Here is a 21,163-nt window from a genome sequence, read left to right on the forward strand (position 1 = left end):
CCGCCGAACCGACCGCCGCCCCGACCGCCCCGCTACCGCACCAGGGCGAAGGCGCCGGCCGAGAGGGCGAGGAGTTCGGCGACGCCCGCGGCGTCGGTGACGTCCCGGGCCGGATCGCTGGCCATCGCGGAGACCACGTACGTCTCGCCCGTGGCGGCGCCGGCGAGGAAGGTGCGCGACATCACGCCCGGCTCCGAGCCGCCCTTGAACCAGCCGACCGGCCACGCCTCGGCGTCCAGCCCGAGGATCCGGGTTCCCATCAACGACAGGGCGTCGTCCACCGGTTGCCCGCCGGGGGCGGCGGCCTGGTCGCTGAGGCCGCCGAGCGCCCGGCAGAGGTCGGCGGGCGAGGCGAACCACTCGACGGAGTCGACGTGCCGCGGCTCGTCCCACCCCGCGTCGGGCACCGGGAGCCCGGCGAGCACCTCGGCCAGGTAGGCGCGGCGGTCCGCCTCGTCCAGGGCCACGTAGGCGTCGGCGTGCCGCGGGTAGTCGACGGCCTTGAGCTGGGTCAGCTCCCGGGTGCCGAGGAACGGCTCGTTCGCCGCGGGGTCGGCCATGCCGAAGCGGGTCTGCTGGGCCTCGACGGCGTCCCGGCCGAGTCGGTGCATCAGATGGTCGGTGGCCGAGTTGTCGCTGTGGAAGATCATGTGGTCGGCGTACTCGCGCAGCGTGAGCCGGGTGCCGGCCGGCAGGTCGGCGACCGGACCGCCGGGGGCCTTCCACTCGTCCCTGACGGCGAGCGGCTCGTCCCACGAGGCGCTCCCCGCGCGGACGGCCTCGGCGAGCGCGCCGAGCACGTAGAGCTTGAACGCGGAGCCGATCGGACGCGCGGTGTCCGGGGCGAGCGCGTGCACCGGGTGGCACTCCCCCGCCGGGTCCACCCGCGCGGCCAGGAAGGAGACGTCGGGCGCGACGGCCCGCAGCCGTTCGTCCAGCTCCGCCCAGGACTCCGGCAGCGGGGTGAGGGTCAGCGCGGCCAGGGCACCGCTCGCGTCGGTGACCAGGACCAGGTGGCTGCGCCCGGGACCGCCGGTGGCGAGCGCGTAGGCCTCCACACCGTCCCGCGGCGCCTGTTGCGACCGGTACGAGTCCAGCCGCAGGCCGTCGTCGCCGGCCGCGTCGGCCAGCAGGTCGTTGAAGCCGGGTGCGCCGCCCACCGCGTCCAGGAGTGCGGGCGTCAGATGCGCGCCGATCTCCCGCTCCGTTAGCGGCAGCCGGTGCGAGGCGTCCAGCAGCCACGTCAGCTGCCGCCCGACCGGGGTGTCCGGCGGGGCCGCGGCGGCGGTCGCCGTCGCCGGGCCGGCGAGCGGCAGCAGCGTGAGCGCGGCGAGCAGGGCGAGCAGGAGCGGCAGCGGTCGGTGGGGGCGGGGCATCGCGTCTCCGGTGTTCGGCACGGTGGCGGTCACCGCCCGACGCTAGGGACGCGGGCGACCCGTGCCGTCAGCCCACGGTGGCGCACCGGGTCGCCCTCGGGTCGGACCGCGGACGGACGCACGTCAGCCCGGGGTCGTAGCGGCTGTTACGGTCGTGCGCGTGCTGACCGTCTCCACCGTCAACGTCAACGGCCTGCGGGCCGCCGCGCGCAAGGGATACCTGGCCTGGCTGGCCGGCAGCCAGGCCGACGTGGTGTGCCTCCAGGAGGTGCGCGCCGAGGAGTCCCAACTGACCGACGAGGTGCGGGCGCCGGCCGGCTGGCACGCCGTGTACGCGCCGGCGCTGGCCACCCGGGGCCGGGCGGGCGTGGCGCTGCTGACCCGGCGCGAGCCGGACGAGGTGCGCACCGGGATCGGCGTGCCCGAGTTCGAGGAGACGGGCCGCTATCTGGAGGCGGACCTGCCGGGCCTGACGGTCGCCAGCCTCTACCTGCCGTCGGGCGACGTCGGCAGCGAGCGGCAGGACCAGAAGGAGCACTTCATGGCGGCGTTCCTGCCGTATCTGGTCGAGCTGCGGGCGCGCGCCGCCGCGGCCGGCCGCGAGGTGCTGGTGTGCGGCGACTGGAACATCGCGCACCGCGAGGCGGACCTGAGGAACTGGCGCGCCAACCGCGACCGTTCGGGCTTCCTGCCCGAGGAACGGGCCTGGCTCTCCCGGGTGTTCGGCGACGGCTCCGGCGACGCCGGATACGTGGACGTGGTCCGCGCCCTGCATCCCGACCAGGAGGGCCCGTACTCCTGGTGGACCTACCGGGGCCGCGCGTTCGACACCGACACCGGCTGGCGCATCGACTACCACGTGGCGACCCCCGGCCTGGCCGGGCGGGCGGTGAAGGCCGGGGTGGAGCGGGCGCCGAGCTACGCCGAACGCTGGTCGGACCACGCGCCGGTCACCGTGGTCTACGACGGGTGAGACGGCCGGCGGCTGCCCGACGGGGCGCGCGCGACCGGCTCATCCGCTCCAGTCCCTGGAGATCCGCTCGAGGAAGGTGAAGTCCTTCCCCCGCCCGGTCAGGTAGGCGCCGACCAGCAGCCCGACCATGCCGACGAGGGCGTACGCGAGCCACCCCCACAGCACGAACGTGGCCACGAGCCACGGCACGCCCTCCCACGACCGCACCCCCGAGGCGGCGATCCACGCCACGACGAAGCCGACCAGCAGGGTGCGGCAGAAGTTGAGGGCCGCCGTCGCGTGCCGTTGGATCCACCGGTCCCGGGTGCCGTTCCGCATCGCCAGCGGTACCACCCACATCATGACGATCCCGACCCCGGTGAGCGCGACCAGCGCCGTTCCCAGATACGACCACCTGGCGCCGTCCTGACTCACCGGGTCCCGGCCCGCCTCCGTGCCGTCCATCGCGGTCCCATTCCGCCCCGCGGCCGCGTGCGGCGGGGCGGCACAGTCCTACCGCCGGTGCGTGGGAGGGGTCCCACGCCCGACCCGCGCCCCGGGACCGCGCCGGGACGGCTCAGGCGGGCGGCAGCCCGTACGCGTCGGCGATCAGCTCGTAGCTGCGCAGCCGGGCCGCCGGGGAGTGGGCGTTGCTGGTGATCATCAGCTCGTCGGCGCCGGTGCGCTTCACCAGCGCGTCGAGACCGTCGCGGACGTCGTCGGGCGTGCCGTGGACCACGTTGGCCAGCCAGCCGTCCACGACGTCGGTCTCCACCGGGCTGAACGGATGGCTCTCCGCCTCCTCGGGCGTGGGCACCAGCCCCGGCCGGCCGGTGCGCAGCCGGACCATGGCGAGGGCGCCGGTGAGCACCTGGCGGTGGGCCTCCTTACGGTCCTCGGCGGCCAGTGCCGAGACGCCGATCAGCGCGTAGGGCGCGTCCAGCGCCTCGGAGGGCTGGAAGCTGCGCCGGTACAGGTCGAGCGCCGGGACGGTGTTCGCGGCCGAGAAATGGTGCGCGAAGGCGAAGGGCAGGCCGAGCCGGCCGGCCAGTTCGGCGCTGAACCCGGAGGATCCGAGCAGCCACACCGGCGGCCGGGCGGCCGACTGCACCCCGCCGGCCGCGCGGCCCTGCACCGGGCCGGGCACGGCGTGGATGCGGGAGTACGGGTGGTCGTCGGGGAAGTCGTCGTCGAGGAACCTGACCAGTTCCGCCACGTGTCGCGGGAAGTCGTCGGCGCCGTCCGTCCGCCCGCGCCGCAACGCCGCCGCGGTCGGCCCGTCGGTCCCGGGCGCCCGCCCGAGGCCGAGGTCGATCCGGCCGGGCGCGAGCGCCTCCAGCGTGCCGAACTGCTCGGCGATCACCAGCGGCGGATGGTTGGGCAGCATCACCCCGCCGGAGCCGAGGCGGATCCGCCCGGTCCGCCCGGCGAGATGGCCGAGTATCACGGCCGGGGACGAGCTGGCCACGCCCGGCATGGAGTGGTGCTCCGCGACCCAGAAACGGTGGTACCCGCGCCGCTCCGCCAGCCGCGCCAGCTCGGTCGTGGTGCGCAGCGCGTCGGTCGCCGTGTGCCCGGCGCCAACGGTGGCCAGGTCGAGCACCGACAGCACCGCCGGCGCGTTCCCCTGACTGCGTCCCCTGATCACGTTCCGCTCGCCTCCCTGAAACGTCCTGGCCCGACAATGGGCGACGAAGGGGCAACCAGTCCCCGGGCGGGAGCATTCCGTCCCGGGCGCCGCCCCGGCCCGGTGGGGCGGGTCGAGGAGCCGGCGCGAGCGCCGCACAGGTCATGTGCCACAAGGCCTGAGACCCGGTGGACGAACGCCGAGAAAGGGAACGACGTGCCGTACGACACCATCCGGGCCACGCATGACACGCCCGCGCAGGCAGCGCTGAACGCCGGCGCTCGGGATCGCGTTCACCACCTCGTGGAGGTCGCCCGCGGCTGCTGCCGGGAGGCCGCCGCGCTGCTCCGCCGCCGCGCCGCCGAGGGCACCACGGCGCGCGACAAGACCGCGCACGAGCGGGTCAGCGACGCCGATCTGGAGAGCGAGAGGCTGCTGCGGGACACGCTGGGCGCGGCGGTGCCGGGCTCCGCGGTCATCGGCGAGGAACTGCCGCCCGCCGGGCCCGCCGCCGGGAGCTCGCGCGCGCCGGGGACGGCCGTCTCCCCGGGCGAGGACGTGACCTGGTACGTCGACCCCATCGACGGCACCCACAACTTCCTGCGCGGCCTGCCGCTGGCCTGCGTCTCCGTCGGCGTCGCGGTCGGCGGGCGGCTGGTCGGGGGCTGCGTGCACGACGTCTTCCGGGACGAGTCCTTCACGGGCGGCGAGGGCGTGCCGCTGCGCGTGGACGGCGCCGCGCCGCCGCCGGCGCCCGCGGGTGGCGGGCTGCCGCTGGTCTTCACCGACATCCCGCTGACCGGTCGGAGCGGGACGGCCGAGCCCGCCTTCTACCTGGAGCTCATCGAGCGGGCCGACGTGCGGCGGCTGTACTCCACGGCGCTCTCCCTGGCCTGGCTGGCCGCCGGCCGGGCCGATCTCGCCTGCAATGTGCCCATACGCCCGTGGGACGTGGCGGCCGGTGCCGCCCTGGTCCGCGCGGCGGGCGGGCGCTACACCCCGGTCGGCGCCCCGGAGCCGGCCGCCGCGCCGGGCTTCGTGGCCACCGGGCCTCGCCCGGACGGCGACGGCGACCGCGGGCTGGCGGAGCTGGAGCGCTGGGCCGTCGCCCGGCTGACCGCGCTGCACCGGGGACCGACGGACACCGGGGCCGGCAGCGTCGACGTCGTGCGCTAGCTGTATCGACCCGCGTCCGGCCGACCGCCGGAGACCGCCGCTACGGCAGGTGCCGCTCGACGGCCGCGGGCCCCTGTTCCTCCAGCTGCCGGCGGGCCTCCTCGATCAGCTCCGGCGTGGGCTCTCGGCCGGTGAGCCGGACCAGGTCCTCGGGGTCGATCGGCCGCTCGGCGCCGGTGTGCAGCAGCCGGTCGGGCGTCGGCCGTCCCTCGTCGGCCTCGAGGGAAGCGCCGCTTTCGTTCTGCTTCGCGTCTTCCGTACCTTCTGAACCTTCTGCACTCTGGGGCATGGGACACCTCCATACGTCGCGGTTGCCCATCCCTGTCCCGCCAGCGTAGTGCGCGGGACATGCCGGTGCACCCGAGTGCCCGGGCGGCCGGGCGGCGAATCCCTTGACTTTGGTCAAGTATTTTCCATACTGATCGCATGCCCCAGGCCACCGCCGCCGACCTGGCGACCTTCCGCCGTTTCAACCGCTACTTCGCCAAGCGCACCGGCGTGCTCTCCGACCGGTACCTGGGCCAGGACCGCCCGGTGGGACAGTCCCGGCTGCTGTACGAGATCGGCCCGGACGCCGCCCCGATCGGCGAGCTGCGCCGCCGGCTCGGCCTGGACGCGGGCCAGCTGAGCCGGATGCTCGCTGCCCTGGAACGGGCCGGACTGGTCCGGCTGCGCCCGGACCCGGACGACGCGCGTCGCCGGGTGGCCGAGCTGACCGAGGCGGGACGCCGGGAGCGCGGCGCCCAGGAGGACCGCTCGGACGCCGCGGCCGCCGGGCTGCTGGCCGGCCTGGCGGCGTCCCAGCGCGCCGAGTTGCTCGCCGCGCTGACCACCGCGGAGCGCCTGCTGCACGTGGCGGGCGTGACGTTCACCGTCACCGACCCGGACGCGCCGGACGCCCGCCGCTGCCTGGCGGCGTACACGACCGAGCTGAGGGCGCGCTTCCCCGAGGGCTACGACGACGCCGACCTGGTGCCGTCCGAGCAGGTCAGCGGCGCGGCCGGGGTCTTCCTGGTGGCGTACGACGACGGGCTCCCGGCGGGCTGCGGCGCGGTGCGCACGATCCGGCCCGGGGTCGGCGAGCTCCGTCACCTGTGGGTGGCCCCCGCCACCCGCGGCCTCGGCCTCGGCCGCCGGCTGCTGGCCGAACTGGAGCGGCTCGCCGCCGCGCGCGGCCTGGCCGCGCTCCGCCTGTCCACCCACCGGGTCCTCGACGAGGCGAAGGGCCTGTACCGGGCCATGGGTTACGCGGAGATCCCGGCGTACGGCGACGACCCCCACGGCCAACTGTGGTTCGAGAAACGCCTCTGACTCGTCCGCTGAACCGTCCGCGGAACCGTCCGCGCGCACCGACCCGCCGGGGAAAACTGTCCGGTCACGGCGCCTCCCGGTTGCCCGGCGCGTCCCGCGGGGGCAGGATCTACGATCCAGCTGCACGTGCGGATGATCTCGAACGGACCACGGATGAACGAGAACTGGCCGACGACCGTGGCCGAGGCGGTGGCGGAGCAGTCCCGGATCCGCGCGTTGGTGCGCCCGGCGGCCCCGGCGGACGGGAGGACCGAACCGGCCACGGTCGCGGGCGTGGACGTGGCCTACGACGACGAGCGCGGCCGGCTGGTCGCCGCCGTCGTCGTGCTGGACGCCGAGACCCTGGCCGTGCGGGACCAGGCCACCGCCGCCGGGCCGATCACCTTCCCCTACCTGCCGGGGCTGCTGGCCTTCCGGGAGCTGCCGCCGGTGCTCCGGGCCCTGGAACGGCTCACGGTCCGCCCCGACGTGCTGGTCTGCGACGGCTACGGCATCGCGCACCCGAACCGCTGCGGGCTGGCCAGCCACCTCGGCGTGCTCACCGGCACACCCTCGTTAGGCGTGGCGAAGACGCCGTTCGCCTTCTCCTACCAGGAGCCGGACGCGCCACGCGGCTCCTGGACGCCGCTGGTCGACGCGGGACGCGACGGGGCGGAGCAGGTCGGCCGGGCGCTGCGCACCAGGGACGGCGTCAGGCCGGTCTTCGTGTCGGTCGGGCACCTGGTCGACATCGCCGAGGCGTGCGCGCTGACCCTGCGGCTCACGCCGAGCTTCCGGCTCCCCGAGACCACCCGGCACGCCGACCACGTGTGTCGCACGGAACTCCGTCGCCTGCGCGGATGACCCGGGCTAGCATCCGCCACGGAAGCGGAACACGTCCGGCCGGCCGAACGCCGGCGGTACCCGGCGAGCGGAGAGGCGCACCATGGTCGACGAGGCGGAACTGGCGCACCTGCGGCGCTGCGTGGAACTGGCCGCCCAGGCGCTGGACGCGGGCGACGAGCCCTTCGGTTCCGTGCTGGTCGGCGGGGACGGCACGGTGCTCGGCGAGGACCACAACCACGTCGCCTCGGGCGACCACACCCAGCACCCGGAGTTCGCGCTCGCCCGCTGGGCCGCGGCCCATCTGAGCCCCCGGGAACGGGCGGCGGCCACCGTCTACACGTCCACGGAGCACTGCCCGATGTGCGCCGCCGCGCACGGGTGGGTGGGGCTCGGGCGCATCGTCTACGTCAGCTCCTCGGCACAACTGGCCGGCTGGCTCGCCGAATGGGGCGCGCCCGCGCCGCCCGTGCGCACGCTGCCGATCCGGGAGGTGGTGCCCGACGCCACCGTGGTCGGCCCGATCCCCGGCCTCGCCGACCAGGTGCGCGAGCTGCACCGCCGTCGCCTGCTCCGGGCCCGCGGCGAGGGCGCGTAGCCGCGCCGCGGGCCCGGGCTGGTCGTGGCGGCGGGTCCGTCAGGCAGCGCCGGGCGCGGCCCCGTCCACGTACCCGACGAACGCCGACCACGCGCGGGTCGGGAAACGCAGGCGCGGCCCGGCCGGGACCTTGGAGTCACGGACCGCGAGGAGGTCCTGGCCAGGACAGGCCACCTCCAGACAGGCCCCGTTGCCGCCCGAGTAGGAGGACTTGGTCCAGCCGTGCGTGGTGCCTTGCTTCAGCGCCATGATTGCTGCTCCCTGATGTGGGCCCTGGGCCGCGCCCGGGGGCGCGGCGGTGTCAGTTCGGTCGCGACCGTACTAGTGCGGATGGGGTGAGCACGACGCACATCACCCGACCGGATGGTTCGGCGCATACCCCCTTCTTTCAGAGGGAGTTGGGGTGTACCTTGCCCTCGTCCCCGATCTCGTCCGGCTCTCCGCCGAGCACCACGGCGGCCTGTTCCTCGGCGATCCCGACGATGAAGTCCCGCGTCTGCTGCGGGCTGAGGGCCTGGGCGCGGAGGTGCTCGTACATCACGCTGTAGTGCTGGACGTCGTGGCCCTTCTCCAGGTAGAGGTCGCTGGTCCCGCCCTCCAGGTAGATGACGGTCGAGTCGCCCGCGTCCGGGAACTCCATGATCGCGTACTGCCCGTTGACGCCGGGGTGCGCGCCGGCGGAGAACGGCATCACCTGGAGCGTGACGTGCGGCAGCCGGGAGTACTCCGCGAGGGCCTCCAACTGCTCGGCCATGACCGCCGGGCTGCCGACCGTGCGGCGCAGCGCCGCCTCGTCGACAACCGCCCAGAGGCGTAACGGGTTCCGCTCCTCGCGGAGCCGCTGCTGGCGGCGCATCCGCACCTGGACCCGGCTGTTCACGTCCTCCTCGCCGATCTCCGGCAGCGCGCCGGAGATCACCGCGGTCGCGTAGTCCGGGGTCTGCAGCAGCCCGGGCACCACCTGCGGCTCGTAGACCCGCAGCGACGACGCGTCGGTCTCCAGGCCTATGTAGACGCTGTACGAGGGGGTCAGTTCGGCGAAGGCGTGCCACCAGCCCTGCTGGCGCGACTCGCGCGCCATCTGCATCAGCGACTCGACCAGCTTCTTGTCCTGCACCTCGTAGACGCCGCACAGATCACGCACGTCCCGCGGGCTGATGCTGCGCCGCCCGTTCTCCAGCCGGCTGATCTTGGACTGCGAGACCAGCAGCCGGTCGGCGACCTCCTCCGCGGTCATGCCGCGGTCCTCGCGGAGCCGCCTGAGCTCCTGGCCGAGCCGGCGTCGTCGAACGGTGGGATTGACATTGCCCGCCACGGACCGTGCACCTCCGTTAACCCGAGTCTGTGAACTGCTGTGTGCAGCCTGCCACTCGGCGGGGTGAAGTGGGGTGGATCCGCCGGAGAATCCACCGGGAACGGGCCACTCCCGGTGCCCGCACGGGCCGGGCGGGACGCGCCAGGACGCGAGCAGGGGGTGCGACGCCGGCCGGTGGTCACTGGCCGGCGCCACACCCCCTGCTGGTGAGTGCGGCTCCCGGTAGGGTCAGTTGATGATTGACTCTCCGTATGTCCGTTAACACGTCGCCAGGTCGTGCGTCATCAGTGTCAGGTGCCGCGCGTCAGTGGGACAACGAGGGACGCACCGCGGCGCGGCTCACTCCTCTCCGCCTTGTCTCGGTGGGGACCGCCTGGGCTGACTGCCCGACCGCAGCCATCGCCGCGGCGGGCGCGTGAGCCCGGCCCGGCGCCTTGCGGGCGCCCGCCTGCGAGCGCCGCGCCGCCGCCTGGCCCGCCACACCGTTCTGGACGTCCATCACGGCGTGTGCCACGAGTCCGCCCATCGGGTCGTGCCGGATCAGGTCCCGGAGCCGGGAGCGGGAGGACCGCCCCTCGTTCCCCGGGTACAGGTGCTTGCCCAGACCGACCGCGTGGGCGAGCGCCGCCAGGGCCGCGGTCCGCGCGTCCGGCGGGGTGCCGGTGCGGATCGCGGTGTCCAACCGTGCCCTAATCTGCCGGCTGACCGCGGTGTCAGTCGCCTGATACCGCGTGGTCGGCAGAATCCCGCACATCTGGTTCTCCACCGCGTGCACCATGCCGCAGCGTTCCAGATGCGAGAGATAGGTCTGGCGCAGCCCCAGCCGGGGCCCGCCGATCCAGTTCACCGCGCGCACCGGGCTGCCGCGCCTGCGCAGCAGCTCCAGAGCGCAGTCCAGTGTGGGATCACCGGTCGGCCGTGGCAGTATCACGGCTATTCGGTCCCCATCAGGGGCTATCCGTCCTGCGAGGGCGAGCTCGACGAGCTGTGCCCCGGCAAGACCGAGATCGAGAGACTGCGGCTGCGCGGTGGTACCCGTGGCCGGGTCCAGAGCGAGCAGCAACAGCTCCTCCGGAATGGTTCTACGACTCCTGCCCATCCATGCCTCCCCGCGTGGATGACAGACAGGGTGACGCCTCTCACATTGTTCTGTCGAGAGCGCGTGGTGGTTTTGTGATGGAACCCGTAGATATGTCGTTAACGTCCCTGAGACAGCAGGTCAGCTTTCCGCCACGCCCGGCGCCGCGTACCGAGGTGCACAGGACCGGGCAAACTGGTAGGGCCAACGGCCGGTTTACCGCATCAGCAGTCATGAATCTGTAAGGAGGCACGGTGGCGGGCGAGTCCCCGGACATTTCGGGACGGGATCGGGAGCGAGCGTCGACGATCGAGGGAGGGCAGTCACCGGAGAAGACGCCCGAGACCCCCGACAGGGTTCCCCGGGCAGCGACGGATCCCGAGGACGACGCGAGCGAGAGCGCGGCGGACGCGCCGAGCGCGAACGGCGCGCGCGACGCGTCACCGGCAGAACTGATACCGGGACCCGCCACGCCGGCCGACGACGCCGGGGAACCCGTGCCCCGCGCGGAGCCGGCCCCCGGCGCCGCCTCCGGGGGGACCAGCGGGACCATCGGCGCCCAGCGGAGCGGCGACTCCGCCGAGGCCCCGCCGGCCGCGGGGAACGACGACGAGGCGCCCCAGGCCCCCACTGAGCCCGCAGAGCCCGCAGAGCCCGCCGACGACTCGGCGGACTCACAGGACCCGAAGGACCCGGCGGACCCGGCGGACGACACGGCCGACTCCGCCGACGGAGCGGACGACACGGACAATTCGGCGGACGACGCGGACGACGCGGTGGACGACGCGGACGACTCGACCGACCCGGCGGACGACTCGACCGACCCGGCGGACGACTCCGGCGGCGCCACGGGCGCGGGCGCCGCGCCCCCCGCCGCGCCCGCGGAGCCCTCGGGCGCCCCCAGGGACCCGCGGGAGCCGGCCCCGGCCCGGAAGCCCGCCGAGAGCCCCACCGACGGCACGGACGGCGACACGGGCGACGACACGGGCGATGGGGCGCCGAAGCCCTCGCCGGAGACCGGCGCACCGGCTCGCGAGGAGGACGGCGACCCCGACGCGGCCGTCAGCGCCGCCGGAGCGGCCGAGCGGCGCGCGACCCCGCCGACCCCCGCCAAGCCCCCCGAGGCGCCGGCCAGCGCGCCCTCAGGCCCGCCCAGCGGCCCGCCCGCCGCCGGCTCGGAGGCCGCGCGGAAGGCCGGCCGGGACGACGCCGCCGCCGGGAGCGGCAGACGACCCGGCGGAGTGGTGGACCGCCCGACGACGGCGCTCCGCGTGGGCGGGAGCGGGACGGCGGCGCCACCCCCGCCCGCCGCGCCGCCGAGGCCGACCGCGGCGCCGCCGCCCGCCGACGCGGACCGGGACCCGATGGAGCTGCTCGCGGCGCTGACCAACCGCCCCGCGCCGCCGCCCACCCCGCTCCGGGTGCTGCTGCGCCGGCTCAAGATCTGGACGCCGCTCGCGGTGCTGCTGTTGATCGTCTTCGTGGTCGCCCAGTCGCTGCGTCCGCTGCCCGATCCGGGGCTGGAGGTGACCGCCGCCGAGTCGTTCACCTTCGACGGCGAGTCCCCGTCCGTGCCGTGGCCGGAAACCGGCCAGGCCGCGCTCGGCGTGCAGGGCATCGGCTCGTTCGGCCAGTCCGGCGGGTCGGAGCCGGTGCCCATCGCCTCGGTGGCCAAGGTGATGACCGCGTATCTGCTGCTCCAGGAGCATCCGTTGGAGCCGGGCGAGCAGGGCCCCGGCATCGAGATCGACCAGCGGGCCGAGGAGGAGGCCGGGCTCAGCGAGTCGGACTCCGAGTCCACCGTGGAGGTGCGCGAGGGCGACAGCATCAGCGAGTACGAGGCGCTCCAGGCGATCCTCATCGCCTCGGCCAACAACGTCGCCCGGCTGGTGGCCCGTTGGGTCTCCGACTCGGAGGAGGACTTCATCGAGCAGATGAACGAGACCGCGGCGGAGCTGGGCATGGAGAACACCACCTACACCGACCCCAGCGGTCTGGAGCCGGAGACCGTCAGCACCGCCGCCGACCAGGTGCTGCTCGCCGAGGCCGCGATGGCCGACCCGGTGTTCCGCGAGATCGTGGGCGTGTCCATGTACGAGGACTCCTACGACCAGGAGCACGGGAACTGGAACTACCTGGTGCCCGTGGACGGCGTCGTGGGGATCAAGACGGGCACCACGACGGCCGCCGGCGGCTGCCTGATGTTCGCCGCCGAGCAGGAGGTCGACGGAGAGCGCCGGTTGATCCTCGGCGCGGTGCTGGGCCAGCCGCCGCACCCGACGGACAACTCGATCCTGACCGGCGCGCTCACCGCGGGCGAGGAGCTGATGGACTTCGCCCAGGACGAGTTGGTGTCGGAGCGGGTGTTCCAGGCGGGCGACGTGGTCGGCGAGGTGGACGACGGGCTCGGTGGCACCACCCCGGTGACGGTCACCGAGGACGTCACCGCGGTCGGCTGGCCGGGCCTCGAGGTCCGCGTGGAGCTGGAGGAGAGCTACCGGGACCCGGAGTCCGAGGACGGCGACGCGACCGGCCCGCTCCCGCATTCCGCGGACGCGGACACCCCGGTGGGACGGCTGCTGGTGGGCGACGGCGACGGCGGGGTGAGCGTCCCCGTGGCGCTCGCCGAGGACCTCGTCGAGCCCGGGTTCGGCGCCCGGCTGCTGCGCCTCGGTTAGGACGACCGGAACCGGCCGCGGACGCGCCGGGGAGGGCTCTCCTCCCCGGCGCGTCGAGGTCTGCCGTGCCGGGCCGTCGCACGCTACAGTCGGTCTCTCGACAGCCAGGGATGCGTGAGGGGGCAGCCCTATGGAATGTCCGTCGTGCGGGTCGAGCAACGGTCACCGGCTGAACAACGGCAATTGGGTGTGCGACGACTGTGGCTCGGTCACCGCAGGATGAGGCCGCGTGGCGGGACCTGGACCCGGCCACGCGCGAGCGGCTCGACTTCCTCGATCCGGAGGACTTCACCGTGGGTCCCACGGCGGAGGCCGCCGCCCAGTGGGCGCGGCTGACGGCGATTCTCGACAAGGCGGAGAACTACCGCCCGCCGCTGTGAGCGCCGCCCCTCACCCGCCCGGGTGACCGTGGGCTGATGACACGTATGAACAGCTGCTGAGCCCGTAACCTTTCGAGCTTCCGCCTGATTAACAGACCGAACAGCCGGTGGGCCGAACGAGATGAGGCACAGGTGAACGGCAGGCGAGCACGCGCGATCGCGCGGTGGTCAGCGGTGGCGGCGACGGCGGGCATCACCACGGTGCTGGGGGCGGGCGGCGCGAGCGCCGACGAGTCGTACACGGATTCGCCTCTGGGACCGCAGTTCGCGTTGGTCAAGACGGGCCAGATCGACGACCCGCTGGAGAAGGTGTTGGAGCGCGCCACCGTGCTCGGCGGGGGACCTCTGATCCCGTGAACGCGTGATCCCGTGAGGCCGTGAGGCCGTGAGGCCGTGAGGCCGTGAGGCCGTGAGGCCTGATCCTTTCCGATGTCCGGGAGCGATCGCGGCCGGACCTCGGAATCGGCGACCCGTGCTAGCTTGACGGGATATCTCGCCGCCGGGGGGTGCAGTGAATCAGGGTGCCGTCACCAGAATACTCGTCGTGAATGACCGAGCCGTTACCCGGGCCGGATACCGGACGCTCTTCGCGAGCATTCCTGATTTCGAGGTGACGGGTGACGCTGGTGATGTTCCGCGGGCCGTCACGGTAATGGCGGACGAGCAGCCCGACGTGGTCCTGCTGGACGCCCACGTGCGGTCGTTCGACGTCGTGGAGGCCGTGCGCCTGGTGGGGGCGGAGAGCCGCCGCCGGCAGCAGGGCGGCGCGCCGATCCTGGTGGTGCTCGACCGGTTCGAGGAGGACAGCGCCCGGCGGCTGCTGCGCGCCGGCGCGCGCGGGATGCTGCTCGACCGGGCCAGCCCGGCGGAGATCGTCGGCGGGGTGCGCCTGGTGGCCGCCGGGTACGCGCTGGTCCTGCCGCCGAGCGGCCGGCGCGGGAGCGCGCTGCCGCCGGGCGGGTCGCGCGCCTCGTACGAGGCGCGCTCGACGAGCGCACCGGGAGAGCCGACCGAGCGGCCGGAGAACGGCGAGGCGGTCGCCTGCTGCCTCCGGCATCTGACGCGGCGGGAGGCGGACGTGCTGCGGCTCATCGCCCGCGGCCTCAGCAACGCCGAGATCTCGGCGGCGCTGCTCGTGAGCGAGAGCACCGTGAAGTCACATGTGCAGCGGATGCTCGAAAAGCTGGAACTGCGCAACCGCGTGCACGCCGTCATCTACGCCTACGAGGCGGGACTGGTGCAGAGCGACCCGGCCTCGCGGTGAACCCGCGCACGGAGGCGAACGAACGGGCACCGTCGCGCGCGAACGCGCCCCACCACTCCTCCCTTCTGCCGAATTCCCGACGTTTTTCGTTCTCAGGTGCCGGTTTCCCGCCCTCCGGGCACCTTCTTTTTCCCTCTCTCGACCGATGGACAGGGCAATAACCCCCTGCGAGGCTCTCCCCTGAGCGGTCAGGAGGCGAAATGGAAGGTCCTGGCGGGCTACCACCGGAAACCGTCGTCATGGCGGATGTCGCGCTCGTGCTCCTGGCGGGAGCGGCGATGGTGCGGTTCAGCGGTCGGCTCCGACAGCCACCGGTGGTCGCGGAGATCGCCACCGGGATCATGCTCGGCCCCAGCGTTCTCGGGTTGCTGCCCGGCGACCTGCCACGCCTGCTCTTCCCCGAGGACGCGCGGCCGATGATGTCGGCCATCGCGCAGTTCGGGCTGCTGCTCTTCATGTTCCTGGCGGGCTGGGAGCTGGACCTGGCCCGGCTGGGCGGCCGCGGCCGGGCGGTCGGCGGCCTCTCCGTGCTGTCGATGGCGATGCCGTTCGTGCTCGGCGCCGGGTGCGCCGTCCTGCTGTACGGGTCGTACGGCGGCGGCTCGGTGGGCCCCGGCACGTTCGCGCTGTACCTGGGCACCGCCTTCTCCATCACCGCGTTCCCGGTGCTGGCGCGCATCATCGCGGACGGCCGGCTGTCCCGCACCCGGGTCGGCACGATGGCCATGGCCTGCGCCGCGGTCGGCGACGTGCTCGCCTGGTGTGCGCTGGTGCTGGTGGTGGCGCTGACGGAGGCCACCGGGGTGCGCCGGTTCGTCGCGGTGCTCGCGCTGACCCTGGGCTACGCGCTGGCCATGCTGCTGGTGGTGCGGCCGCTGCTGGGCCGGCTGTTGACCCGCGCGGTGGGGCGCCGGGGGTACGGCGGCTCGCTCGCGGCGATGCTCGCCGCCGCGGTGTTCCTGTCGTCCTATGCGACGTCCTGGATCGGTATCCACGCGATCTTCGGGGCGTTCGCCCTCGGCCTGGTGATGCCCCGCGACCTGCCGCGACGCGAGCTCCAGGACGGCCAACTGCAGGCCCCGCTGGCCCGGGTGGCGGCGCTGCTGCTGCCGGTGTTCTTCATCGTCACCGGACTGTCCGTGGACGTCGGGGCGTTGGGTTGGTCGGGCGCGCTGGTGCTGTCCCTGGTCCTGGCCACGGCGGTGATCGGAAAGGTCGCGGGCACCCTGCTGCCGGCCCGGCTGTGCGGGATGTCGTGGCGCGAGTCGACCGGGTTCGCGATGCTGATGAACACCCGCGGGCTGACCGAGATCGTGATCCTGGACGTCGGGCGGCAACTCGACGTCATCAGCCCCGAGTTGTTCACCATGATGGTGCTGATGGCCCTGGTGACCACGGCGATGGCGGGGCCCGTGTTGCACGGGCTGGGACTGGCGCCGGAGTCCCGAACCGACGCCCCGCACCGCGCACTTCACCCTATTGAGTGACGCCCGTCCCCGTTTCGCCCGTGCCGTGGATATCTATACGCTGCGCCCATGATCCGTGCTGTGGTGTTCGGCATCGGCGAGTGTGTGATCGACCAGACCCGGGAGTTCGCCGGCTGGGCCGACTGGCTCGGCGTCCCCCGGCACACCTTCGCCGCCCAGTTCGGCGCGCTGGTCGCGCAGGGGCGCGACCACCACGAGACCTTCCAGGTGTTCCGCCCCGGCTTCGACATGGAGGAGGAGCGGGCCAAGCGGGAGGCGTGCGGCGAGGCCGAGTGGTACGGGGAGAACGACCTGTACCCGGACGTCCGGCTGGCCTGGAAGGAGCTGCGCCAGGCCGGCCTCTTCCTGGGCGTCGCGGGGAACCACACGGCACGCATCGGCCGGGTGCTGCGCACCATGTTCTCCAGCCACGTGCATCTGACGGCCACCTCGGGCGAATGGGGCGTGGAGAAGCCCGATCCGGCGTTCTTCGAGCGGTTGGTGTCCCGGATCGGCGGCCAACTCGGCGCCGCGCCGCACGAGATCCTCTACGTCGGGGACCGGCTGGACCACGACATCCGCCCCGCCGCCGCGCTCGGCCTGCGCACCGCCCTGGTGGTCCGCGGGCCGTGGGGCGTGATCCACCAGCACCACCCCGACGCCCATCTGCTGCCCACGATGCGCATCACCTCGCTCCGCCAGCTCATCGGCAACGTGCACGACGTCAACGACGCCGAGCTCTGACGGCTCGCGCCGCGTTCCCAGACGCCGCCCGACTCGGCGGCCACGACCGTCGTCTTCCGGATGGAGGTGCGCGACCTCCCGGAGGACGACGCGAGGGCGCTCGGCTCCGCTGCCCGGGACCTGTGGGAGAGCTGCCACCGCGCCACCTCGGCGCTCCGGGGGGAGTCGTCGCTGGCCGCGCTCGGCGACGGCGTCTTCGCGGGCGTGCTGCGCCCGGCGCTCCCCCAGCACGACCTCTGGCGGCTGCACGGCTGCCTCAGCGACGTCACCGCGAACCGGGCCCTCGCCACCGTCCTCGGCCAGGGCCAGGCGACGGCCCGCTAGGGCCTTCCCGGCCCGCTCGCCCAGGAACCCCGACCAGGCCGCGTCGCGTCGCCGGGGCGGGGGCGGGGCGGGGTGCGGATGATCTGTGGGCTTGGCCACACGTGCGGGCATGCGGGCCGACCGTCGGCGATGTCGGGATAGCGTGCGGTTTCCCCTTTCGCTCCCCTCCGTGGAGACGACCAGTCAGGTGGTGGTCCCGTGGCGTCGGCCCACGCCCTCGGCGCCCGGATACGCCCGGCGCTCCGACGGACCGGCAAGGTGCTCGGCCTGTGCGCGGTCGGCTACGTCGTGCTGTGGCTGGCTGCCGTGCTGGGGATGCTCGGGGTGTCCGCCTGGGCCGGACAGCACTACTCCTCGGGCGAGAAGGTCGCCGGGATCAACCACCTCCAGGCGGTGAACGACACGCTCTGGCGCGGTTCCGCGCCCGAGGCGGAGGGCTACGAGGAGCTCGTCGCGCGGGGCGTGCACACGGTCGTCGACCTGCGGGCCGAGGACCTGTCCGCGGACGAGCTGGCGGAGCCGGAGCGCGCCGGCCTGAACGTCGTGCGCATGCCCATCCGGGACGGCCAGACCCCCACGCCCGAGCAGGTCGACGCGTTCATCGCCACCGTCCGGGACGCGCCGGGCCCGGTGTTCGTGCACTGCGGCGCCGGCGTCGGTCGCACCGGCTCGATCACCGCCGCGTACCTGGTGCGGACCGGGCAGGCCGACAACGAGCAGGCGGCGCTGCGGACGCTGGCCGTGGGGCCGCCGTCGATCGAGCAGGTGTACTACGTACTGACGGCCGACGCGGACGACTCCGACCAGCCGCCGACCGCGGTCCAGGCGATCAGCCGGGCGCTCGACGCGCCGCGCCGGATCAGCTCCGTGCTCTGGTGACCGGGTCCCGGTCTCACTGACTGGCCGTCCACGGTCCGATCATGGACAGGCGTGCGCCTCGGTTGTTCCAATCGCGTCATGAACAACCACCGCATCGCCCTGATCCCCGGTGACGGCATCGGCGCCGAGGTCGTCCACGCGGCCTGCCGCGTGCTGGACGCCGTCAGCAGCCGGCACGGCTTCACCCTCGACTACCAGGAGTTCGACTGGTCCTGCCAGCGCTACGCCCGGCACGGCGCGATGATGCCCGAGGACGGCATCGACCGGCTGCGCGAGCACGACGCCGTGCTGCTGGGGGCCGTCGGCTCCCCCGACGTGCCCGACCACGTCTCGCTGTGGGGCCTGCTGATCCCGATCCGCCGGGCCTTCCGGCAGTACGTGAACCTCCGCCCGATCCGGCTCTTCGAGGGCGTGCAGAGCCCGCTGCGCACGGCGGTGCCCGGCGAGGTGGACTTCGTGGTGGTGCGGGAGAACGTCGAGGGCGAGTACAGCGAGATCGGCGGCCGGCTCAACCGCGGCTTCCCCGACGAGATGGCCGTCCAGGAGGCGGTGTTCACCCGCGCCGGGGTCACCAGGGTGCTGACCTTCGCGTTCCGGCTGGCCGAGCGGCGCGGTGGGCGGCTCACCTCGGCCACGAAGTCCAACGGCATCGTGCACACACTGCCGTTCTGGGACCAGTTGGTGGCCGAACGCGCCGCGCACCACCCGGACGTCGTCTGGGAGCAGGAGCACATCGACGCGCTGGCCGCCAAGTTCGTGCTGCGTCCCGGCCACTACGACGTCGTCGTCGGCTCCAACCTCTTCGGCGACATCCTCAGTGACCTGGCCGCGGCCGTCGCCGGCAGCATCGGCATCGCGCCCTCCGCCAACCTCAACCCCGAACGCGAGCACCCCTCCATGTTCGAGCCGGTCCACGGGTCCGCGCCCGACATCGCGGGGCGCGGCATCGCCAACCCGCTGGGCGCCGTCTGGTCGGCCGCGCTGATGCTCGACCACCTCGGCGAGGAGCAGGCGGCGGCGGACATCGAGAAGGCGATGGCGGCCGTGCTGGCCGGCACCGACGTCCGCACGCCCGACCTCGGCGGCACGGCCTCCACCGCGGAGTTCACCGACGCCCTGCTCGCCCTGCTGTGAGCCGCGCCGTCGCCGGCCGCCGCGCCCGGCGCGGCGGCCGGCCGTCACCTGCTGTCCTCCCAGGCCAGGGGCGACAGGTCGGGCCGCTTCGGCAGCCGGCCGTCGCCGGACGAGCGGCCGGTGAGCCGGCGCCCGACCCAGGGCAGCAGGTGCTCCCTGGCGAACCGGGCGTCCGCGCCCAGCCGGGTCAGCCAGTGCGGCGGGATCGCCGCCGGCAGCGGCGCGTCCCAGTCGAACGTGGCCGGGAACCCGAGGGCCTGCCACACCGCCTCGGTGACCCGCCGGTGGCCCTCGCCCGTCAGGTGCAGCCGGTCGTCCGCCCACAGCCGGGAGTCGCCCAGCGTCCTGGACGCGTAGACGTCGACGACCAGCGCGTCGTGCCGGGCCGCGAGGTCGTCGATGAAGCGGTACAGCAGCGTCAGCCGGTTGCGGTAGCGCTCCAGCACCGGGCCGCGGCGGGCCGGTGAGCGCATCAGCACCAGACACGAGCAGGTGGGCGCCAGCCGCTCGACCGACCAGGCCAGCCGCTCGAAAACGGCCCGCAGATCGCAGCGGGGCCGCAGCACGTCGTTCAGCCCGCCGACGAGGGTGACCAGATCCGCGTTCATCGCGGCGGCGACCGGGACCTGCTCGCGCGCTATCTGCCCGATCAGCTTGCCGCGCACCGCGAGGTTGGCGTAGCGGAAGTCGACCTGCCCCGCCGCCAACCGTCGCGCGAGCCGATCCGCCCAGCCCTGGTAGGTGCCGTCCGGCAACGCGTCCGACATGCCCTCGGTGAAGGAGTCCCCCAGGGCGACGAAGCTGCGGAAGCGTGGCGAGTCGTTCATGGCGCCCATCATGCTAGTTCGGGGCGGGGACAGCAGGCGGGTGGGCACCCAGCGAGGTGATGGGGCGGTCGTAACCTCGTGGCCATCCTGCGTTCGCCGCGGTCGCATGGAATGGCCGATCGCGACGTGACGAAGGCAGGGGTGTGCGAGTGAGCGCTGTAGGCAAGGGACTCAGGCGGCGCGGCAGGCTGCTCGCCGAGGCGCTGAGCCCGCCCCGCCGGGGCCGCGGCCAGCGGCCCGCCGGGGCCGTCGCCCGACCGGCGGAGCGCGCGGCGCGACAGGCCGCGGGCCCGGGCCGCGCCGAGAACCCGTCGGCGCCCAGGGACACCGGTTCCGACCGGCCCGGGAAGTCAGCGGAGCCGGCGGAGAAGGCGGAGAAGGCGGAGAAGGCGGACAAGCCGAAGCAGCCCGCCTACGTCGCGCCGCACGCCGGCCGGCTCGTCGACTCGCCGGTCTTCGTGCTCTCCTCGGTGCGCTCGGGCTCCACCCTGCTGCGGGTGCTACTGAACAGCCATTCGAAGATCCGCGCCCCGCACGAGATGCATCTGCGCACCCTGCACGTGCAGCTGACCCGGCCGTTCACCGGCGACGCGATGAAGGGCCTCCAGCTGGACCGGCCGGAGCTGGAGCACCTGCTCTGGGACCGGGTGCTGCACGTGGAGCTGGAGCGCAGCGGCAAGGAGATCATCGCCGACAAGACCCCGGCCAACACCCTGGTCTGGCGGCGCCTGCACGAGTGTTGGCCGAACGCCCGCTATCTCTTCCTGCTGCGCCACCCGGGCGCCGTGATGAGCTCCCTGGTGAACCGGCGCACCGACCCGGACCTGGAGGCGATCCACGCCGAGGTGTCGCGCTACGCGGAGACGCTGGAGGAGGCCAGGCAGGGCCTCGACGGGCATGTGCTGACGTACGAGCAGCTGACCGCCGACCCCGAGAAGACCACCCGGGAGATCTGCCACTACCTCGGCGTGGAGTGGGAGGCGGGCATGCTGCAGTACGGGGAGCAGGACCACGGCACGTTCCGGCCGCACATGGGCGACTGGAGCGAGAAGATCAAGTCCGGCAAGATACAGCCGGCCAGGGAGGGCGACCACTTCGCCGGCCTGTCGGACCGGCTGGCCGAGATCGCCGAGACCTGGGGCTACCGCCGCGGCTGAGCCCGGCCCGCACCCCCGCTGATCCGTCGTCCCGCGCGGCACGCGTCGGGCCTCC

At 73.8% G+C, this 21,163-nt stretch carries 23 protein-coding genes; 15 read left to right on the top strand and 8 right to left on the bottom strand.

The features are described from left to right. Positions 1–32: 32 nt before the first annotated feature. Positions 33–1,409 (bottom strand): serine hydrolase, encoded by a 1,377-nt coding sequence (locus tag ABGB06_RS07330; RefSeq protein WP_347586434.1) that lies wholly within the window; start codon positions 1,407–1,409, stop codon positions 33–35. Positions 1,410–1,536: 127 nt separating this feature from the next. On the opposite strand from ABGB06_RS07330, the gene xth reads away from it, so the two are divergent. After that, positions 1,537–2,349, top strand: a complete 813-nt coding sequence (gene xth, locus ABGB06_RS07335; RefSeq protein WP_347586436.1) for an exodeoxyribonuclease III — start codon at positions 1,537–1,539, stop codon at positions 2,347–2,349. A gap of 39 nt (positions 2,350–2,388) precedes the next feature. Here xth and ABGB06_RS07340 read toward each other — a convergent pair whose 3' ends face one another. Further along, positions 2,389–2,793, bottom strand: coding sequence for a hypothetical protein (locus ABGB06_RS07340; protein ID WP_347586437.1), 405 nt, complete (start codon positions 2,791–2,793; stop codon positions 2,389–2,391). A 112-nt stretch (positions 2,794–2,905) separates the two neighbouring features. Next, complete coding sequence (locus tag ABGB06_RS07345) at positions 2,906–3,976, bottom strand: LLM class flavin-dependent oxidoreductase (RefSeq protein WP_347586439.1); 1,071 nt, start codon at positions 3,974–3,976, stop codon at positions 2,906–2,908. A 195-nt stretch (positions 3,977–4,171) separates the two neighbouring features. On the opposite strand from ABGB06_RS07345, the gene ABGB06_RS07350 reads away from it, so the two are divergent. Continuing rightward, a complete protein-coding gene (locus tag ABGB06_RS07350) occupies positions 4,172–5,131 on the top strand; it encodes an inositol monophosphatase (RefSeq protein WP_347586441.1) in 960 nt (319 codons plus the stop codon). A 40-nt stretch (positions 5,132–5,171) separates the two neighbouring features. On the opposite strand, the gene ABGB06_RS07355 is transcribed toward ABGB06_RS07350, so the two are convergent. Further along, positions 5,172–5,420 carry a hypothetical protein gene (locus ABGB06_RS07355; protein WP_347586621.1) on the bottom strand — a complete coding sequence of 83 codons (249 nt, stop codon included), beginning with the start codon at positions 5,418–5,420 and terminating at the stop codon, positions 5,172–5,174. Positions 5,421–5,557: 137 nt separating this feature from the next. Between ABGB06_RS07355 and ABGB06_RS07360 the strand changes: the two genes are divergently transcribed. From ABGB06_RS07360 to ABGB06_RS07370, 3 genes are all read left to right on the top strand, one after another. Next, the gene (locus tag ABGB06_RS07360; protein WP_347586442.1) at positions 5,558–6,442 is read left to right on the top strand and encodes a GNAT family N-acetyltransferase; all 885 of its coding nucleotides are present in this window, start codon (positions 5,558–5,560) and stop codon (positions 6,440–6,442) included. A gap of 153 nt (positions 6,443–6,595) precedes the next feature. Continuing rightward, a complete protein-coding gene (locus ABGB06_RS07365; protein WP_347586443.1) occupies positions 6,596–7,285 on the top strand; it encodes an endonuclease V in 690 nt (229 codons plus the stop codon). An 82-nt stretch (positions 7,286–7,367) separates the two neighbouring features. Further along, positions 7,368–7,862, top strand: coding sequence for a nucleoside deaminase (locus ABGB06_RS07370; RefSeq protein WP_347586444.1), 495 nt, complete (start codon positions 7,368–7,370; stop codon positions 7,860–7,862). A 39-nt stretch (positions 7,863–7,901) separates the two neighbouring features. Here ABGB06_RS07370 and ABGB06_RS07375 read toward each other — a convergent pair whose 3' ends face one another. The 3 genes from ABGB06_RS07375 to ABGB06_RS07385 form a co-directional block, all read right to left on the bottom strand. Next, positions 7,902–8,111, bottom strand: a complete 210-nt coding sequence (locus ABGB06_RS07375) for a DUF397 domain-containing protein (protein WP_347586445.1) — start codon at positions 8,109–8,111, stop codon at positions 7,902–7,904. Between the two features lie 139 nt (positions 8,112–8,250). Then, entirely contained in the window at positions 8,251–9,177 is a 927-nt protein-coding gene (locus ABGB06_RS07380; RefSeq protein WP_347586446.1) for a helix-turn-helix transcriptional regulator, read from the bottom strand. A gap of 304 nt (positions 9,178–9,481) precedes the next feature. Beyond that, positions 9,482–10,276, bottom strand: coding sequence for a GPP34 family phosphoprotein (locus ABGB06_RS07385; RefSeq protein WP_347586447.1), 795 nt, complete (start codon positions 10,274–10,276; stop codon positions 9,482–9,484). Between the two features lie 233 nt (positions 10,277–10,509). On the opposite strand from ABGB06_RS07385, the gene ABGB06_RS07390 reads away from it, so the two are divergent. The 9 genes from ABGB06_RS07390 to ABGB06_RS07430 all read left to right on the top strand — a co-directional run bounded on the left by ABGB06_RS07390 (position 10,510) and on the right by ABGB06_RS07430 (position 19,124). Next, entirely contained in the window at positions 10,510–12,933 is a 2,424-nt protein-coding gene (locus ABGB06_RS07390; protein ID WP_347586449.1) for a D-alanyl-D-alanine carboxypeptidase, read from the top strand. A 200-nt stretch (positions 12,934–13,133) separates the two neighbouring features. Continuing rightward, complete coding sequence (locus tag ABGB06_RS07395) at positions 13,134–13,313, top strand: hypothetical protein (protein ID WP_347586450.1); 180 nt, start codon at positions 13,134–13,136, stop codon at positions 13,311–13,313. Positions 13,314–13,445: 132 nt separating this feature from the next. Continuing rightward, positions 13,446–13,670: a hypothetical protein gene (locus tag ABGB06_RS07400; RefSeq protein WP_347586451.1), complete on the top strand. Its 225-nt coding sequence runs from the start codon at positions 13,446–13,448 to the stop codon at positions 13,668–13,670. A gap of 295 nt (positions 13,671–13,965) precedes the next feature. Then, positions 13,966–14,577, top strand: a complete 612-nt coding sequence (locus tag ABGB06_RS07405; protein ID WP_347586452.1) for a response regulator transcription factor — start codon at positions 13,966–13,968, stop codon at positions 14,575–14,577. Positions 14,578–14,816: 239 nt separating this feature from the next. Beyond that, the gene (locus ABGB06_RS07410; protein WP_347586454.1) at positions 14,817–16,064 is read left to right on the top strand and encodes a cation:proton antiporter; all 1,248 of its coding nucleotides are present in this window, start codon (positions 14,817–14,819) and stop codon (positions 16,062–16,064) included. 48 nt (positions 16,065–16,112) lie between these two features. Continuing rightward, positions 16,113–16,787, top strand: coding sequence for an HAD family hydrolase (locus tag ABGB06_RS07415; protein ID WP_347586456.1), 675 nt, complete (start codon positions 16,113–16,115; stop codon positions 16,785–16,787). 60 nt (positions 16,788–16,847) lie between these two features. Continuing rightward, complete coding sequence (locus ABGB06_RS07420; protein ID WP_347586458.1) at positions 16,848–17,111, top strand: hypothetical protein; 264 nt, start codon at positions 16,848–16,850, stop codon at positions 17,109–17,111. A 198-nt stretch (positions 17,112–17,309) separates the two neighbouring features. Further along, positions 17,310–17,990, top strand: a complete 681-nt coding sequence (locus tag ABGB06_RS07425; protein ID WP_347586460.1) for a dual specificity protein phosphatase family protein — start codon at positions 17,310–17,312, stop codon at positions 17,988–17,990. A gap of 78 nt (positions 17,991–18,068) precedes the next feature. Then, the gene (locus tag ABGB06_RS07430) at positions 18,069–19,124 is read left to right on the top strand and encodes a tartrate dehydrogenase (RefSeq protein WP_347586462.1); all 1,056 of its coding nucleotides are present in this window, start codon (positions 18,069–18,071) and stop codon (positions 19,122–19,124) included. 44 nt (positions 19,125–19,168) lie between these two features. Here the strand turns inward: ABGB06_RS07430 and ABGB06_RS07435 are convergent, their stop codons facing one another. Continuing rightward, a complete protein-coding gene (locus tag ABGB06_RS07435) occupies positions 19,169–19,951 on the bottom strand; it encodes an SGNH/GDSL hydrolase family protein (protein WP_347586464.1) in 783 nt (260 codons plus the stop codon). A gap of 149 nt (positions 19,952–20,100) precedes the next feature. On the opposite strand from ABGB06_RS07435, the gene ABGB06_RS07440 reads away from it, so the two are divergent. Continuing rightward, on the top strand, positions 20,101–21,108 hold the full coding sequence (locus tag ABGB06_RS07440) for a sulfotransferase (protein WP_347586466.1): 1,008 nt from the start codon (positions 20,101–20,103) through the stop codon (positions 21,106–21,108). The last annotated feature ends 55 nt before the right edge of the window (positions 21,109–21,163 follow it).

Source organism: Streptomyces sp. B6B3 (assembly GCF_039871525.1).
Taxonomy (GTDB): Bacteria; Actinomycetota; Actinomycetes; order Streptomycetales; family Streptomycetaceae; genus Streptomyces.